Here is a 16,757-nt window from a genome sequence, read left to right as displayed (position 1 = left end):
CTTCTCCTTCACCGGATCCCAGGGATCAGGCGACGATAATCATTCAATGCCGGGTGGCGCTGATACTGTTTTTCCGCAATGCCGGAGTCGGGATTAGTGACGCCCAGGCAGTAGCGAATACCGAATAACGCAGCGGCATCGAGGATGGGTTCACTGTCGTCAATGAACAGCGTCTTATGCGCATCCAGTGTGGTTTCTTCGGCAACAGCCTGCCACAAACGCTGATCTTCTTTCGGATAACCAAATGTGTGGGTGGAAAGTAATAAATCAAGGTGTGACGCCAGACCGGTATGTTCCAGCTTCACCGCCAGGTTATGCGGATGCGCGTTGGTCAGTAATATGCGGCGCTTGCCGCTGGCTTGCAGAGCATCCAGGAACGGCACGGTGTCATCACGCAGCACGGCATACGGACCTTGCGCGGTCGTCATGGCGCAGATATCCAGCCCCAGGCGCTCGCTCCAGTAATCCAGACAGTACCAGTTTAGCGTATGCTGCACGGCGTGATATTCCTGGCTGATACGTTCCCGCGCTTCCTGCGGGCTGATACCGTTTTGCGCGCCGTAAGTTTCCGGGACCAGCTGCTGCCAGAAATAATTGTCGAATGCGAGATCGAGAAGCGTACCGTCCATATCCAGCAGAACGGTGTCGACCTCGTTCCAGTCGATGTCAAAATGCATGTTGCGTCTCCAGCCGGAAGAATGCGCGACAGGTTATCACACCGGTCGCGCAAGCGGGAGCAGGGCGGTTTAGCTGTCTGTGGGATCCTGATGCAGCAGGTCAGGCGAGGTCAGCAGCATGGGGTTAAGGCTGCTTTCGTAGTATTTATGAATTTCCGCCATGCGCATGCCGTGACGATGGTAGCGGCGAATGGCCTGAATCCCGTTCCAGGCAAAGCAGGCCAGCATCGCCAGCATCAGCAGCGTAATGCTGACGTAGCGCCACAAGCCAGAGCTGTCCGGTATACGGTGCAGATTGATGTGTTTGGTGCCATTGGCGTCGGTGTAGAGATTGGTGACAATCCCTTCGGCGTTGAACGGCGTATGCATCAGCATACCGGCGAGGCGCTGGAATTCGGTCCACTGTTCGTGTGCCGGGTAGTCGTACAGGCTGACCGACGGCCACGGCTGCGATACCAGATCGCTGCCTTCATCACTGGCAATCAGGAAGCCGCCAGGCGCCGGGCTGTTTAAGGCCTGCGCCGCGCGTGAGGTTTCACGCATCACAAACGGTGCGGTTGAGGTTGTCACCAGGTTATCCAGTGATTCCGCGCTGACCGGGCGCAACAGTACGTTGACGCCATCCAGTTTTCCGGCGCTGGCCCGTTTGGTCAGCGTTTCCCAGTCGCGGGTATTACCGAGGTTGACCAGCGCATTCTTCAGGCGCGCACAGTCATCTTCGGCAGAGCACAAATCTTGCGTTTTCAGCACGATATCGGCGAAGTCATCTAACAATACCATCCCGGATTTCTGAATGGCTGATCGCAGAGCCGGGCTGACGCGAGAGCTGTCATCCGGGCTAGGATGCAGTTGGCGATTTACCGCCTGCATCAGCGCCGTGGCTTTGGTGACGATATCGGATTCCGGCAGCGGCAGCGGCGGGGCGTCATTCCAGATAATTTGCGAGCAGTCAAAAGGCATAAACGGCGAGTTATCCTGCGCGGTCCACGTGCCCTGCGAATGGATATTGCACATGCCGGTGCCGGAAATATGCAGCGTATCGCCAACACGCACGCCAGCCTGATCGAGCTGGTTAACGGTGGTGGCTTCAATAGTTTGCGCGCCTTTCAACCACGATATCGTAAATTTAAACGGCATCCCGAGCGGAACACTCATCCACAGCATCATCACAATCAGCAGCGCACCACCGGCAATAATGGCGCTGCGAAGCCAGTGCTGGAGCGGGAAGTGCTTCACTTCATTATGCAGCGACAAAAAGCGGCCCTGACGCACGACGTGGCGATCGAGGTAAATGTCGATATCGGTTTGCTGGCCGAGATCCTGCGTGATAAACGGCTGCCAATGGCGCGGGTAAATCAGGTCGATAATACCGAGCGAAATGTTGTTGATGTGCTCCTGGTCGTTTTCACCGAACAGACCCCAGCGTTTCGGGGTGCCTCGCAGGCAGTGAATTTCGCGCAGCGCGGTTTTCGACGGCGGAGCAAACAGGCCCCACAGGCCAAACGCCAGCAGCAATATCGCACCACCGGTGACCCACGGGACAAACACTTCCGGCACCATCAGGGCGCAGAAAAACAGCAGGAATGAGCCGACAATCAGCAGCGCTTCACGCAGGCCGTCCGGGCGACTCAGGGCATATTCCTCGTGGCTTTCCTGGCGAATATTCAGCAGTTCAATCTGCTCGCTTTCTTCCCCGCGAATGGATGCCTGGGTCGATGGCACTTGCTCCAGCGCGTAGCCTCGCGCTTCCTGCTTATGGTCGCGCAGCGTATGGCCGTTGAGTGAAATGACCAGCGGCAGGGAATCGGTGTGAATCAGTTCAACTTCGTTCTCGTCATTGATGTACTGCTCCCAAAAAGGCGGCAGATGGATTTCAAGGGAGTCGAGGAAGTAGCGCCACTTGTTCGGATCTTCCGTGGTGATGCCGTAGCGGGTGATCGACTGAGTGACAATATAGACGATGTTGCTCTGGGCATTAAGCGTCAGCACGGACGGTGCCACGGTGGCTCCGGATGCAGGAACTTCCAGCGTTCGGCCCAGGCTTTCGACATAACTTTCGACGGCACTGCGTTCTTCGCTGGACAGCTTACGCGTAGTCGCGCCGGTAAATGTATGCAGCCGGGGAATACGCCGGTGCTGTGAGCGCTGTCGATAGAACCACCCTGCAAGCAATGCGCAGGCCAGCATAGCAGCGAAAAGAATCAAAAAGGTGCCCATGCTTTTCCCATCATACTTATTCTTACAGGTTTCGTCGGTTGCCCATTAACACAGAACGTGAGCCCGTAGTTAGCTATCGGCACGTATCACCCAGAACTTGAAAGATTTATTACGTTCTGACGCAACTTTTGAGCATATCAGAGGTCAACGCAAGCGAATATCAGCAAATTCTCAAATCCATTGCAAGGTCTTGACTTTTTGTTTAAAAAAGTGAATCACGCTGAAAGTTACACAAATGTAAATATGTGAAGTCGGGAATTGCCTAAACTGTGCGGTATATCGCACAATTACCCTGTTATCACAGCAAACACAGGTCACCATGGATAAACCCTTAACAAAACCCACCATCCATAAAGTTGAAACGGTAGCGCGTTCTCGACTGTTTAATGTGGAGAGCGTGGACCTGGAATTCAGCAACGGCGAGCGCCGCGTGTATGAACGGATGCGTCCTTCCACACGTGAAGCGGTGATGATAGTCCCCATTGTTGACGACCATCTCATTCTGATCCGCGAATACGCCGTGGGTACGGAATCGTATGAGCTCGGGTTTTCGAAAGGGCTTATCGATGCGGGGGAAACCGTGTTTGAAGCCGCCAACCGCGAGCTGAAAGAGGAAGTGGGATTCGGTGCCAATAACCTGACGTTTCTGAAGAAACTCGGGATGGCGCCGTCGTACTTCTCCAGCAAAATGAATATCGTAGTAGCGGAAGATCTTTATCCGGAATCATTGCCGGGTGACGAACCTGAACCGCTGCCGCAGGTGCGCTGGCCACTGGCTCAGATGCTGACGTTGCTGGAAGACCCTGATTTCAACGAAGCCCGTAACGTGAGCGCGCTGTTCCTGGTGCGTGAATGGCTGAAAGCGCAGGGCCGTTTGGGCGAGTAGGCCTGGTAAGCGTAGCGCCACCGGGCAAAAGCCTCATGAGCTTTATTTAGATCAGTAAAAAGGCGCCAGAGGCGCCTTTTTTGTCAGAACAGTTCGTGAGTTTCGCCGTTATCCATCAGCGTGGTGCCCACTTCGCGCACCGCCTGTTGGGTCGGTTGCGTACCCTCGATAAAGTACTCTTCGCGACTGCTGCCCCCGCTTGCCAGCTGCCCGGTGCTACGGTCGATGTTGACCGTCACCACGCCCGCTGGCGGCGTAAATGGCTGTTCAGGCACGCCTTCCAGCGCCGATTTCATGTACAGGTCCCAGGCGGGCTGTGCGCTCTTCGCGCCGCCTTCGTAGCCGGAAATCTGATCTTTAATCGCGCCGGAAGCGGTAGTGCGGCCGAGGTCACGGCGATGATCGTCAAAGCCAATCCACACCGATGTTACCACCCCTGGACCGTAACCTGAGAACCACGCATCTTTCGAGCTGTTGGTAGTCCCGGTTTTACCGCCGATATCATGTCGCTTCAGGTCACGGCCTGCACGCCAGCCTGTACCTTGCCAGCCCGGTTCGCCAAAGATATTGGTATTCAGCGCGCTCTTAATCAGGAAGGAGAGCTGGGTGCTGATAACATGTGGCGCATATTCCTGACCGCCGCTGCGGGCAACCAGCGCCTGGTTCGCTTGTTCAAGGCTAGGCATTGGTACCGTGGAGTTTTTAGGTTCCAGGGACGTGGCCACGTCTTCAACGTCTTTGTTTTCCAGCACGTCGGACTTCGGCGTATCCCCGTAAATCACCGGAATATCGCAATCGCCACAGGCAATTTTCGGTTTGGCTTCGAAAAGCGTTCCGCCCGCGTCATTCTCAATTTTACTGATGAAGTAAGGGTCAATCAGGAAGCCGCCGTTGGCCATCACCGAGTAACCACGCGCTACCTGAAGCGGCGTAAAGGAGGCTGAGCCGAGCGCTAACGATTCTGTCCGCACAATGTTATTGGCCGGGAAACCAAAGCGCTGCAGGTATTCTGCGGCGTAATCCACGCCCATCGCACGCATAGCGCGTACCATCACCACGTTTTTCGACTGGCCGAGACCCTGGCGCAGACGAATCGGACCGGCGTACTGCGGCGGTGAGTTTTTCGGACTCCAATCGGAACCGGCACCGGCATCCCAACGGGAAATCGGCACATCGTTCAGAATGCTCGCCAGCGTCAGACCTTTGTCCATCGCCGCGGTATAAAGGAACGGTTTGATGTTAGAACCGACCTGACGCAGCGCCTGGGTGGCACGGTTAAATTTGCTCTGATTGAAATCAAAGCCACCCACCAGCGCAATAATGGCGCCGTTTTGCGGATTGATGGACACCAGCGCGGAGTTCACATCCGGAACCTGTGCCAGCCACCAACTCTCATTTACCTGGCGAACCCAGATTTGCTGGCCGGTCTGGACAACGTCGGTGACTTTACGCGGCGTTGAACCCTGCTGGGTATCGGAGCGGTACGGACGCGCCCAACGCATTCCGTCCATGTTCAGTTGCACCGATGTGCCGTCGGCGGTCATCGCCATGGCTTGCTGAGGATCTGCCGATGTGACCACTGCAGGCTCAAGCGGCCCGTAGGTCGGCAAACTCTTCAGCGTATCGGTGATTTTTTTGCTGTCCCACGGGGTTTCGCCCACTTTCCACAGCACGTTGGCCGGGCCGCGATAGCCGTGACGCATATCGTAATCCATCACGTTGGTACGCAATGCGTTCTGCGCCGCCAGCTGATCTTTACGACCGATAGTAGTGTAAACGCGATAACCGTCTTCGTAGGCCTGGTCGCCGTAACGGCTGACCATTTCCTGGCGCACCATTTCTGTCAGGTACGGCGCGGAGAAAGCAATTTCCGGCGCATGGTAGCTGGCATCAATCGGTTCGCGGACCGCTGAATCGTACTGCGCCTGGGTGATGTAGTTTTCACTCAGCATACGCGACAGCACCACGTTACGACGGGCGGTCGCTCTGTTCATCGAATACAGCGGGTTAAAGGTTGACGGCGCCTTCGGCAGACCGGCAATTACCGCCATTTCGCTCAGCGTCAGCTGATCAATCGACTTGCCAAAATAGACCTGCGCGGCAGCACCGACGCCGTAAGCGCGATAGCCGAGGTAAATCTTGTTCAGGTACAGCTCAAGAATTTCATCTTTGCTGAGCAACTGCTCAATGCGGATCGCCAGGAACGCTTCTTTAATTTTACGCGTCAGCGTTTTTTCCGGGCTGAGGAAGAAGTTACGCGCCAGCTGCTGAGTAATAGTACTCGCACCCTGAGAGGCGTGGCCGGAGAACAGCGCCACGCTTGCCGCACGGAAAATCCCCACAGGGTCAATCCCGTGATGCTCGTAGAAACGGCTGTCTTCTGTCGCAATAAAGGCTTTCGTCAGCTCTGGCGGCATTTGGCTCAGGGTGACCGGAATACGACGTTTTTCACCGTACTGGGCAATAAGCTCGCCATCGGCGCTGAAGACTTGCATTGGGATCTGCAGGCGCACATCTCTGAGCGTGGCTACGTCGGGTAGCTGGGGCTCAATAAATTTGTAGAGGCCATATATCGAGCCTGCTCCCAGCAGAATGCAACAGACTGCAAGGATGAATAAATACTTTACGAACTTCACCGGAGATTTCCCATTTAGAGGTAATTGGGCAGTTTATAAACAAACGCGCGGTAGTATAAAGGCAAGCCTGAAGCATTGATATACCCGTCATATTTCAAACTGTATGGGCGTTGGCTGCATTCGTTCACCCTCAAGTAAGTTCTTGGGGACTCACTGACTTGCCGCCTTCCTACAGTTCGAACTATTTAGGGAATCGCTCTAATGGGTTGATGGATAAGGAGATCGTAAGAATGGCTTACAGTCAATGGCAGGCTGGATTGCACTTTCAGCAGGATAGCATCGTCTGCGTTGCGCTACAGAAAACACGTTTAGGGCGTGCATTACGCCGCTGGTGGCAACTGCCGCTGGAGGATGAACGTTGCGATAAAAGTATGGCGGCGGCGCTGCGCCGAATTCAGCGTGAAATGCCCCGCTTTCATCGTGTTGCGGTCGCACTTCCCGCCTCAGACACGCTACAAATTCAGCTGCCACCGCCGCAGATGACGCTACGTGAAAGCGAGCTGGCGCAGTGGGTGGCCAGCACGGTGGCAAAACAGCTCGAAATGCCGGCTGAAAGTCTCATCTTCGACTACCAAAACGCTGACACGAATAGTTACAGCGTGACCGCCGCCAGAAAGCGCGATATTGAACAGTTGCAGCAGCGCCTGCGCGTGGCGGGCCTGAATCTCTCCGCGGTCACTCCGGATGCCAGCGCCTTACAACATTTTCTGCCGTGGATGGACAGCGACATTCCGGGGATCTGCTGGCGCGGCAAAGACCAATGGTTGTGGGCAACGCGCACCGCCTGGGGCTGCAACGCAGAACAGCCCGACGGATTGATGGAGTGCACCACGCAGTCCGCTGGCGGGCAATGTTTTAATCCGTGGTTTCCCTTGAACCAGCTCCAGCCTCCGCTGCCGGAATGCGGTGACGCGTTCGCCATTGCCCTGGCACTCGCCCTGGGAGTGAACTGAGATGCGCCGGCAGGTGAACTTACTGTGCTGGCGCGAACAGCGCCGACGTGAGTGTTTGCGCTTATGGGGCGCGATGTTTATCGGCGTTTTGTTGATAACGCTGGCGCTGATTATTGCCGGTCGCGCCCGGCAGTCGCAGCAGCATACCTGGCTGGCTTTGCGACAGGAGAGCGACCAGGCGGTGCGCCAGATGCTGACTCAACAGGAGCGGCGGCTTCACGTGGAGCACGCGCGTGCGCGGGTCGTAAAACGGCGTGAGCAGCAGCGGCTGTTGACGCTTCGCTGGCAAACAACGCTGCTGACACTGGCGGAAAAAATGCCCGCACAGGCGTGGCTCACCGCACTGGAGTGGCAGGGCGATGCATTACGCTTTACGGGGCTGGCAAACCGCTTCCCCACATTGACTCAGGTTGAGCTCGTGGCACGAAGCCTGCCGGGCTTTGGCACTGTCACACCGGGCGCAACGCGTCGCGATGAGCAAGGGCGCTGGCAGTTTAGCTATCAGCTGCAGACGGAGGCCGTTGATGCAGAGGTTCGCTGACCGCTGGTGTGATTTTTCACCGCGGGTACGGCTCGGCATCGGGTTAATGATGCTGGGAGTGCTGGTTGTTGCCGGGCATTTTTGCAGCCGTGAACCGTCCATTGAGCCAGACCTGTCTCCACTCAATGCGCAGTGGCAGAAAATTATGCCGCTGCTGCCTGTCGCGCCTCGCGAATCGCCCGCTCTGACGAAACCTTTTTCGGCGCTCGATATGGATAGCCCTGGCACCCGTGTTGTGAGTTGGCAACCGGCGGGCAGCGGGGGAGAGCTCACGCTGGAGGCGAACTGGCCGGGCATTCCGCCTCTTTTTAATCAGTTGGCCGAGCGGGGTCGCGCCATTCGGGGGTTTAGTATCCAGCCGGAACAGCAGTATTTGCGGCTGACGCTGCTGATTGAGGCTAACGGCGATGACTGACTGGCGGGTGCTATTAATGCTTTCGCTGCCGTGTCTGCTCGGCATGCGCGACCCGTTCCAACGGGTAGAAGACCCCTGCGCCACATCGCAGCAGACGCTCTGGCATTACCGCGGCTCTGTAAGCCACGGCGAGCAGCGAACGGGCATCGTTCAGGTACCCGGTGGTAAATGGCGACGCCTGAATCAAGGGCAGCGGCTGGAAAATGGCTGGACGGTCGCAGACGTTCAATCCGGCTACATGGACATCACTGCCGGCCTGGATTGCGACCCGTCGCAGTGGCGCTGGATGAAAGAGGGAACGAAACATGATTCGAAGGATGCTTCTGGGCTTATTACTGATGGCCTTCGCGGTATCGGGCAAGGAAAAGGCGGTCTCCCTGATGGTGGATGAGGTGCCTGTTGCGCAGGTCTTACAGGCCATTGCCGGGTTAGGTGATCGGAATATCGTTATCGCTCCTGATGTCAGCGGGCAAATATCGCTCCAGTTCAATAATCTGCCCTGGATGCAGGCTCTGCAGACGGTGGTGAGCAGTGCGGGGCTGGCGCTGGAAAGGCAGGGTAGCGTGCTGTTCGTACATACCAAAGCATGGCTGGCCGAAAAACAGGCCCAACGCGAAGCTGAGACCCAACGGCGCTTATCGACGGTACCGTTGAAAGGCCAAAGCGTCTCTCTGCAATATGCCGATGCCGCAGAGCTTGCGAAAGCCGGGGAGAAACTACTGAGCAGTCGCGGAGCGATGACGGTCGATAAACGTTCTAATCGCTTGCTTATTCGCGATGACACACAGCACCTTACCGATTTGCTCGCCTGGGTTAACGAGATGGATTTACCGATAGGCCAGATTGAATTAACTGCTCATATCGTAACAATTAATGAGAAGAGCCTGCGTGAACTGGGCGTGAAATGGAGTCTGGCCGATGCCGACGGCAGCGTAGGTTTGGGCAAGATAACCACGTTGGGCAGTGACCTTTCGGTGGCAAACGCGACCACCCATGCCGGGTTTAACATCGGCAAAATCAGCGGAAGGCTGCTGGAGCTGGAGCTCTCAGCGCTGGAACAAAAACAGCAACTGGAGATTATCGCCAGCCCGCATCTGCTGGCGTCGCACTTGCAACCGGCGAGTATCAAGCAGGGCACGGAAATCCCGTATCAGGTCTCCAGCGGGGAAAGCGGTGCGACGTCGGTGGAATTTAAAGAAGCGGTTCTGGGCATGGAGGTGACGCCAACGGTGCTGCAAAATAACCGCGTGCGGCTCAAACTGAAAATCACCGAAGACATGCCCGGGCAGGTTTTACAGCAAGCGGAAGGGGAAGTTCTGGCGATAGATAAGCAGGAGATCGAGACGCAGGTTGAGGTGAAAAGTGGTGAAACGCTGGCACTGGGTGGGATATTTTCGCAAAAGAATAAGACAGCGCGAGACAGTATCCCGGTGCTGGGCGACATCCCTTGGCTGGGTCAGTTGTTCCGTCATGATGGAAAAGACAGCGAACGGCGAGAGCTGGTTGTGTTCATCACACCGCGTATTATTTCTGTGCAATAAAGGATTTACTGACATTCTTTTCGTACTGAACACGTTTCAGGTGTTTGACGTGAGACCGGATTTAGCATACAAGGAGTACCGATTTGAGAGTCGGTGCCCTGCAAAATCTGGTAATTATTAGAGTTGCCAAACCTGCCGGTATATTGAGATAATTTTCGGTCTGACTCTCGCACTATCGCATATGAGGTTTCAGTTCATGCCTGGCGTCGCCGTTGTGGTTCGCGTCGCGGGTTTATTATTAACGAAATAGTCTTAGTAGTACCGAAAAAATGGCAGAGAAACGCAATATCTTTCTGGTTGGGCCTATGGGTGCCGGCAAAAGCACTATTGGGCGCCAGTTAGCTCAACAGCTCAATATGGAATTTTACGATTCTGATCAAGAGATTGAGAAACGCACTGGCGCTGACGTGGGCTGGGTCTTTGATGTCGAAGGCGAAGACGGTTTCCGTGACCGCGAAGAAAAAATCATCAATGAATTGACGGAAAAGCAGGGAATTGTGCTGGCAACTGGCGGCGGCTCTGTGAAATCCCGTGAAACGCGCAATCGTCTCTCCGCTCGCGGCGTTGTGGTGTACCTCGAAACCACAATTGAGAAGCAATTGGCGCGTACGCAACGTGATAAAAAGCGTCCGCTGCTGCAGGTTGAAACGCCACCGCGTGAAGTCCTGGAAGCGTTGGCAGGCGAGCGTAATCCTTTATACGAAGAAATTGCCGATGTCACAATCCGCACTGACGATCAGAGCGCGAAAGTGGTGGCAAACCAGATTATTAATATGCTGGAAAGTAACTGATTCTGGTCAACGCTATACGAAATCGTTCAAGCTGCATCATGGCGGCAACGGCGTGAACTCTTGCTGACATCTGTCAGCAATCGGGGAGCGAAAGCAACCGACCAGCGAGCAGCCTGAAGGATTACGTGTAGATAGCCAGTAAATGCTAGTAACCAAGGTGGACGTCGCGTTATGGAGAGGATCACAGTAACTCTCGGGGAACGTAGTTACCCGATTACCATCGCGGCTGGTTTGTTTAACGATCCAGCTTCTTTCCTGCCACTGAAGTCGGGCGATCAGGCAATGCTGGTCACCAACGAAACGCTGGCACCAGTCTATCTGGACAAGGTACGTTCAGTGCTTGAACAGGCTGGCGTGAAAGTCGACAGCGTTATCATTCCTGATGGCGAGAAGTACAAGACGCTGGCAGTGATGGAAACGGTCTTCACCGCGTTACTGCAAAAGCCTCATGGTCGTGATACTACACTGGTTGCCCTCGGTGGCGGCGTGGTAGGCGATCTCACCGGATTTGCGGCTGCAAGCTATCAGCGCGGCGTGCGCTTTATCCAGGTGCCGACCACGTTATTGTCACAGGTCGATTCCTCTGTTGGCGGAAAAACAGCCGTTAACCATCCCCTCGGTAAAAACATGATTGGCGCCTTCTGGCAGCCGGTGAATGTAGTTATCGATCTTGATTGCCTGAAAACGCTCCCTGCGCGTGAACTTTCCTCCGGCCTGGCCGAGGTTATCAAGTACGGCATCATTCTGGATGCAGAATTCTTCTCCTGGCTCGAAAACAACATCGATGCAGTGATGGCCCTTGATGAAAAAGCAATGGCCTACTGTATTCGTCGCTGTTGTGAGCTGAAAGCCGAAGTTGTTGCCGCAGACGAGCGCGAAACCGGCTTACGTGCTTTACTCAATCTGGGGCACACCTTTGGTCACGCTATCGAAGCCGAAATGGGTTACGGTAACTGGCTTCACGGTGAGGCGGTCGCGGCCGGAATGGTCATGGCGGCACACGCTTCGGAGCGCCTCGGTCAGTTTGAGGCAAAAGATACACAGCGGATTATTGCCCTGCTCGAACGGGCAAAGTTGCCGGTCTCCGGCCCGCGTGAAATGTCTCCCGACGCGTACCTTCCGCACATGATGCGGGATAAAAAGGTACTCGCCGGCGAGATGCGTTTGGTTTTGCCGCTTTCGATTGGCAAAAGTGAGGTGCGTGGCGGTGTTGCGCACGATGTAGTTCTTGGCGCCATTGCTGATTGCCAGCAGGCGTAACTAATAAGAAAGGTCATGCCGCAATAGCGGCGTTTAACTTCAGGTGATGTGCAAGTGTCGTTGGCATAAGCCTTTTAGTGGGGTGTTAAATGGATGAATTCAAACCAGAAGACGATCTGAAGCCCGATCCCAGCGATCGTCGTGCTGGTCGTTCCCGTCAATCTTCCGATCGTGAAAACGATCAGCAGATTAACTTCGATGACGTCGATCTCGACGCCGACGAACGCCGCCCGTCGCGTACCCGTAAGGTACGTGAAGAGCGCGAGGAACAAGATGAAGAAGCGTATTACGACGAGTCTGAAGAAGATCTCGACGCGGAAGAGCCTGTAGAGCAACGCCCGCGTAAACGCAAAAAAAAGCCAGCCAGTAAACCGGCTTCCCGACAGTACATCATGATGGGTGTGGGTATTCTGGTTCTGCTGCTGCTGATTGTTGGGATTGGCTCTGCGCTGAAAGCGCCGTCATCTTCCAGCGAGCAAGCTTCTACTGATGCGAAGAGCATCGATCTGGCCGCGAACAACGGAGCACCAGCCGATCAGGCTAATGGCGCTCAGCCTGCCCCTGGCACTGCGCCAGTGGATCCGAATGCCGCGAATTCCCAGCAGGACGTTTCTCTGCCGCCAATCTCTTCTACCCCAACTCAGGGTCAGAATACTGCTGCGCCGCAAGGCCAACAGCGTGTCGAAGTGCAGGGTGACCTGAACAATGCGCTGACTCAACAGCAGGGCCAGATTGACGGTGCCGTTGCAAACTCCACACTGCCGACAGAACCAGCAACCGTTGCGCCAGTGCGTAATGGTAGTGCTTCACGTCAGGCAACCAACACCGCAGAAAGCGCACCTGCTGCTACGACCCGTCCAGAGCGTAAACACGCTGTGATCGAGCCGAAGCCGCAGAGCAAACCACAGGCGACAGCGAAAGCCGTAGAGCCTAAGCCGGTTGCGCAGCCTAAGCACACTGAAACTGCGGCGACCAGCACGCCAGCAAAATCTACCGCACCAGTGGTAGAGCCGGCTAAGCCTGCTGCAACCAGCACCGCAAAACCGGCAGCAACGACCACCGCGCCAGCCGCAGCAGCGCCAGCCGCAGCAGCGACTGCAACGGCAGCGACTGCGGCCGCAGCGGGTAAAGAAACCGGTGATGTTGGCTCGCTCAAAACTGCTCCGGGTTCGCAGTACACCCTGCAGCTCAGCAGCTCGTCAAACTATGACAACCTGAACAACTGGGCGAAGAAAGAGAACATCCAGAAGTACGTGGTCTACCAGACGACCCGTAACGGTCAGCCTTGGTATGTGCTGGTCAGTGGTATGTATGCGACAAAAGACGATGCGAAACGTGCCGTTGCTGCGCTGCCTGCCAATGTCCAGGCGAAAAACCCATGGGCGAAACCGTTGCATCAGGTTCAGTCCGACCTGAAACAATAGCAGTACATGACACAGCGCCTTCAGTCTGCATTTGCGGGCTGAAGGCGAATGTGTTTTTAAGCGCAGGATGCTGCAGGAGCTTTTCTCCTCAGCCGGAGAAAGTGTAAGTAGCCAGACAGCATGAAAAAAAATCGCGCTTTTTTGAAATGGGCAGGGGGTAAATATCCTCTGCTGAACGATATTGAAAAACATCTGCCACAAGGCGAATGTTTGATCGAGCCCTTCGTCGGGGCCGGTTCCGTATTCCTGAATACCCGCTATTCCCGCTATATTCTCGCTGATATCAACAGCGATCTGATTGATCTCTATAACATTGTCAAAATGCAGACCGCTGAGTACATCTCTGCCGCGCAGGCGATGTTTGTCCCAGCGAATAACAATGCTGAAATCTATTACCAGCTGCGGACCGAGTTCAATCAATGCCGGGAGCCGCTGCGTCGTGCGGTGCTGTTTTTGTATCTGAACCGTCATGGCTACAACGGCTTATGCCGCTATAACATGAAGGGCGAGTTCAACGTACCGTTTGGCCGTTATAAAAAGCCGTACTTCCCGGAAGCCGAGTTAAACCATTTTGCGCACAAGGCGCAGAACGCAGAATTCCACTGCATGTCCTACGAGGACTGTATGGCGATGGCGGACAAAGACTCCGTGGTGTACTGCGATCCGCCGTACGCGCCGCTGTCCGCGACCGCCAATTTTACCGCCTACCACACCAACAGCTTTAGCCCGGCGCAGCAAGCGCACTTGGCCGAAATGGCGGAAAAACTGGTCAGCAACCAAATTCCGGTGTTAATTTCGAACCATGACACGCCCGATACGCGTGAGTGGTACAAAGCAGCAAAACAATTTCAGGTTAAAGTCCGGCGCAGCATCAGCAGCAATGGTGGCACGCGCAAAAAGGTGGATGAACTGCTGGCGCTGTATCGCCCGGCAAAACCATAATCGTTTTCAAGGAGATGCGGATGAAACAGTATTTGATTGCCCCTTCGATTCTGTCGGCCGACTTTGCCCGTCTGGGTGAAGATACCGCGAAGGCTCTGGCGGCAGGTGGCGATGTTGTTCACTTCGACGTGATGGACAACCATTACGTACCCAATCTGACGATGGGCCCGATGGTGCTCAAAGCCCTGCGCAAATACGGTATCACCGCTCCGATTGACGTGCATCTGATGGTCAAACCCGTCGACCGCATCATTCCTGATTTCGCTGCTGCAGGCGCCAGCATTATCACTTTCCATCCGGAAGCCTCTGAACACGTCGATCGTTCTTTGCAGCTGATTAAAGAGCATGGCTGTAAAGCGGGCCTGGTGCTCAATCCGGCGACGCCACTGAGCTACCTCGACCACGTGATGGATAAGCTCGATGTTATCCTGCTGATGTCCGTTAACCCGGGCTTCGGCGGCCAGTCCTTTATTCCGCACACGCTTGAGAAGCTGCGTGAAGTACGCCGTCGGATTGACGTCTCCGGTTTCGACATTCGCCTGGAAGTCGACGGTGGCGTGAAAGCCAATAACATTGGTGAGATTGCTGCGGCAGGTGCCGATATGTTTGTCGCCGGCTCGGCCATTTTCGACCAGCCGGACTACAAAAAAGTGATTGATGAAATGCGCAGTGAACTGGTAAAGGTAAGTCATGAGTAAATTAGAAACCATTCAGGGCGTTGCGTTTGATCTCGACGGCACGTTAGTGGATAGCGCGCCAGGCTTAACGGCAGCGGTAGACAACGCGCTGTATGCCCTGGAATTGCCGACCGCTGGCGAAGAGCGAGTGATAACCTGGATTGGTAACGGCGCCGATGTCCTAATGGAACGCGCGCTGACCTGGGCGCGCCAGGAGCGTGCCAGCCTGCGTAAAACGCAGGGCAAACCGTCGGTTGACCACAGCGATATTCCGCAAGAAGAGCAGCTACGCGTGCTACGCAAACTCTTCGACCGTTACTACGCAGAATTCGCCGAAGAGGGCAGCTATCTGTTCCCGGCGGTGGCGGAAACGTTAAGCGCGCTGCATGCCAAAGGCCTCCCGTTGGGGCTGGTAACCAACAAGCCTTCGCCGTTCGTCGCGCCAATCCTTGACGCGTTAGGTATCGCCAAATATTTCTCCGTCGTGATCGGTGGGGATGACGTGGAAAACAAAAAACCGCACCCCGATCCGCTGCTGCTGGTGGCGAAGAAACTGGGCGTGGCCCCGGAAGCGCTGCTGTTTGTTGGCGATTCCCGCAATGATATTCTCGCGGCTCAGGCCGCTGGTTGCTGTTCCATTGGCCTGACCTATGGCTACAACTATGGCGAAGCCATTGCCGACAGCAATCCCGATTTTGTTTTTGACAGCTTTAACGATTTGTTGCCCGCGCTCGGGCTCCCGCACAGTGAAATTCAGGAAGTGAAAAATGACTAAGCCCATCGTATTTAGTGGCGCACAGCCCTCAGGTGAACTGACCATTGGCAACTATATGGGTGCGCTGCGTCAGTGGGTGAATATGCAGGACGATTACCATTGCATCTACTGCATTGTTGACCTGCATGCCATTACGGCCCGCCAGGACCCTGAGAAGCTGCGTAAAGCTACCCTCGACACCCTGGCGCTTTACCTCGCCTGTGGTATCGATCCGGAGAAAAGTACCATCTTCGTGCAGTCTCACGTGCCAGAACATGCCCAGCTCGGTTGGGCGCTGAACTGCTACACCTATTTCGGCGAGCTGAGCCGCATGACCCAGTTCAAAGACAAGTCAGCGCGCTACGCTGAGAATATCAATGCCGGTCTGTTCGATTATCCGGTGCTGATGGCGGCAGACATTCTGCTGTATCAGACTAATCAGGTGCCGGTAGGTGAAGACCAGAAACAGCATCTGGAACTGAGCCGTGATATCGCCCAGCGCTTTAACGCGATTTACGGTGATGTGTTCAAAGTGCCTGAGCCATTCATTCCAAAATCCGGTGCGCGTGTAATGTCGCTGCTGGAGCCGACCAAGAAGATGTCTAAGTCTGACGATAACCGCAACAACGTTATCGGCCTGCTGGAAGATCCGAAATCGGTTGTGAAGAAAATCAAACGTGCGATGACCGACTCCGAAGAGCCGCCGGTCATCCGCTATGACGTGCAGAACAAAGCGGGCGTCTCCAACCTGCTGGATATCCTCTCCGGCGTGACCGGTCAGAGCGTTCAGGATCTGGAACAGCACTTCGAAGGCAAAATGTATGGTCACCTGAAAGGTGAAGTTGCCGAGGCGGTGTCTGGCATGCTGACCGACCTGCAGGAGCGTTATAACCGCTTCCGTAACGACAATGAACTGTTGCAGAAGATTATGCGTGAAGGTGCGCAGAAGGCGAGCGCTCAGGCGGCTGAAACATTAAAAGCGGTGTACGAAGCCATTGGTTTTGTTGCCAGGCCGTAAGCATATTAGAAAATAATAAAAACCG

The 16,757-nt window shown here is 55.2% G+C and carries 16 protein-coding genes; 13 read left to right on the top strand and 3 right to left on the bottom strand.

Features of this window, described 5'->3' with window-relative positions; genetic code table 11:
* Positions 1 to 8 precede the first annotated feature (8 nt).
* Together yrfG and MUU47_RS13360 are read right to left on the bottom strand one after the other, a co-directional pair.
* Positions 9 to 677 (bottom strand): GMP/IMP nucleotidase, encoded by a 669-nt coding sequence (gene yrfG, locus MUU47_RS13365; RefSeq protein WP_258988659.1) that lies wholly within the window; start codon positions 675 to 677, stop codon positions 9 to 11.
* Between the two features lie 69 nt (positions 678 to 746).
* Positions 747 to 2,894, bottom strand: coding sequence for an intracellular growth attenuator family protein (locus MUU47_RS13360; RefSeq protein ID WP_258988658.1), 2,148 nt, complete (start codon positions 2,892 to 2,894; stop codon positions 747 to 749).
* 319 nt (positions 2,895 to 3,213) lie between these two features.
* Here MUU47_RS13360 and nudE point away from each other — a divergent pair, with 319 nt between their 5' ends.
* Positions 3,214 to 3,780, top strand: a complete 567-nt coding sequence (gene nudE, locus MUU47_RS13355) for an ADP compounds hydrolase NudE (RefSeq protein WP_258988657.1) — start codon at positions 3,214 to 3,216, stop codon at positions 3,778 to 3,780.
* Between the two features lie 83 nt (positions 3,781 to 3,863).
* Here the strand turns inward: nudE and mrcA are convergent, their stop codons facing one another.
* A complete protein-coding gene (gene mrcA, locus MUU47_RS13350; RefSeq protein ID WP_258988656.1) occupies positions 3,864 to 6,416 on the bottom strand; it encodes a peptidoglycan glycosyltransferase/peptidoglycan DD-transpeptidase MrcA in 2,553 nt (850 codons plus the stop codon).
* A 230-nt stretch (positions 6,417 to 6,646) separates the two neighbouring features.
* Between mrcA and MUU47_RS13345 the strand changes: the two genes are divergently transcribed.
* From MUU47_RS13345 to trpS, 12 genes are all read left to right on the top strand, one after another.
* Positions 6,647 to 7,369 carry a type IV pilus biogenesis protein PilM gene (locus tag MUU47_RS13345; protein WP_258988655.1) on the top strand — a complete coding sequence of 241 codons (723 nt, stop codon included), beginning with the start codon at positions 6,647 to 6,649 and terminating at the stop codon, positions 7,367 to 7,369.
* 1 nt (position 7,370) lies between these two features.
* Positions 7,371 to 7,910 carry a PilN domain-containing protein gene (locus tag MUU47_RS13340; protein WP_258988653.1) on the top strand — a complete coding sequence of 180 codons (540 nt, stop codon included), beginning with the start codon at positions 7,371 to 7,373 and terminating at the stop codon, positions 7,908 to 7,910.
* Positions 7,894 to 8,325 (top strand): HofO family protein, encoded by a 432-nt coding sequence (locus MUU47_RS13335; protein ID WP_258988651.1) that lies wholly within the window; start codon positions 7,894 to 7,896, stop codon positions 8,323 to 8,325. The genes MUU47_RS13340 and MUU47_RS13335 overlap by 17 nt, the downstream gene beginning before the upstream one ends.
* Positions 8,303 to 8,716 (top strand): HofP DNA utilization family protein, encoded by a 414-nt coding sequence (locus MUU47_RS13330; protein ID WP_258988649.1) that lies wholly within the window; start codon positions 8,303 to 8,305, stop codon positions 8,714 to 8,716. The genes MUU47_RS13335 and MUU47_RS13330 overlap by 23 nt, the downstream gene beginning before the upstream one ends.
* Positions 8,634 to 9,866: a DNA uptake porin HofQ gene (hofQ, locus tag MUU47_RS13325; protein ID WP_374684755.1), complete on the top strand. Its 1,233-nt coding sequence runs from the start codon at positions 8,634 to 8,636 to the stop codon at positions 9,864 to 9,866. The genes MUU47_RS13330 and hofQ overlap by 83 nt, the downstream gene beginning before the upstream one ends.
* Before the next feature lie 269 nt (positions 9,867 to 10,135).
* On the top strand, positions 10,136 to 10,657 hold the full coding sequence (aroK, locus tag MUU47_RS13320) for a shikimate kinase AroK (RefSeq protein ID WP_110511784.1): 522 nt from the start codon (positions 10,136 to 10,138) through the stop codon (positions 10,655 to 10,657).
* A 171-nt stretch (positions 10,658 to 10,828) separates the two neighbouring features.
* Positions 10,829 to 11,917 (top strand): 3-dehydroquinate synthase, encoded by a 1,089-nt coding sequence (aroB, locus tag MUU47_RS13315; RefSeq protein ID WP_258988647.1) that lies wholly within the window; start codon positions 10,829 to 10,831, stop codon positions 11,915 to 11,917.
* 89 nt (positions 11,918 to 12,006) lie between these two features.
* Positions 12,007 to 13,341: a cell division protein DamX gene (gene damX / locus MUU47_RS13310; RefSeq protein ID WP_258988646.1), complete on the top strand. Its 1,335-nt coding sequence runs from the start codon at positions 12,007 to 12,009 to the stop codon at positions 13,339 to 13,341.
* Positions 13,342 to 13,461: 120 nt separating this feature from the next.
* Positions 13,462 to 14,283, top strand: coding sequence for an adenine-specific DNA-methyltransferase (gene dam, locus MUU47_RS13305; protein WP_258988644.1), 822 nt, complete (start codon positions 13,462 to 13,464; stop codon positions 14,281 to 14,283).
* 20 nt (positions 14,284 to 14,303) lie between these two features.
* Complete coding sequence (gene rpe, locus MUU47_RS13300) at positions 14,304 to 14,981, top strand: ribulose-phosphate 3-epimerase (protein WP_258988642.1); 678 nt, start codon at positions 14,304 to 14,306, stop codon at positions 14,979 to 14,981.
* Complete coding sequence (gph, locus tag MUU47_RS13295) at positions 14,974 to 15,735, top strand: phosphoglycolate phosphatase (protein ID WP_258988641.1); 762 nt, start codon at positions 14,974 to 14,976, stop codon at positions 15,733 to 15,735. The genes rpe and gph overlap by 8 nt, the downstream gene beginning before the upstream one ends.
* Positions 15,728 to 16,732 (top strand): tryptophan--tRNA ligase, encoded by a 1,005-nt coding sequence (gene trpS / locus MUU47_RS13290; protein WP_258988640.1) that lies wholly within the window; start codon positions 15,728 to 15,730, stop codon positions 16,730 to 16,732. Before gph ends, trpS begins: the two co-directional genes overlap by 8 nt.
* The last annotated feature ends 25 nt before the right edge of the window (positions 16,733 to 16,757 follow it).

The organism is Scandinavium hiltneri (assembly GCF_024764835.1).
In the GTDB taxonomy this organism is placed as follows: Bacteria; Pseudomonadota; Gammaproteobacteria; order Enterobacterales; family Enterobacteriaceae; genus Scandinavium; species Scandinavium hiltneri.
This window is presented reverse-complemented; position numbering and strand designations above follow the sequence as displayed.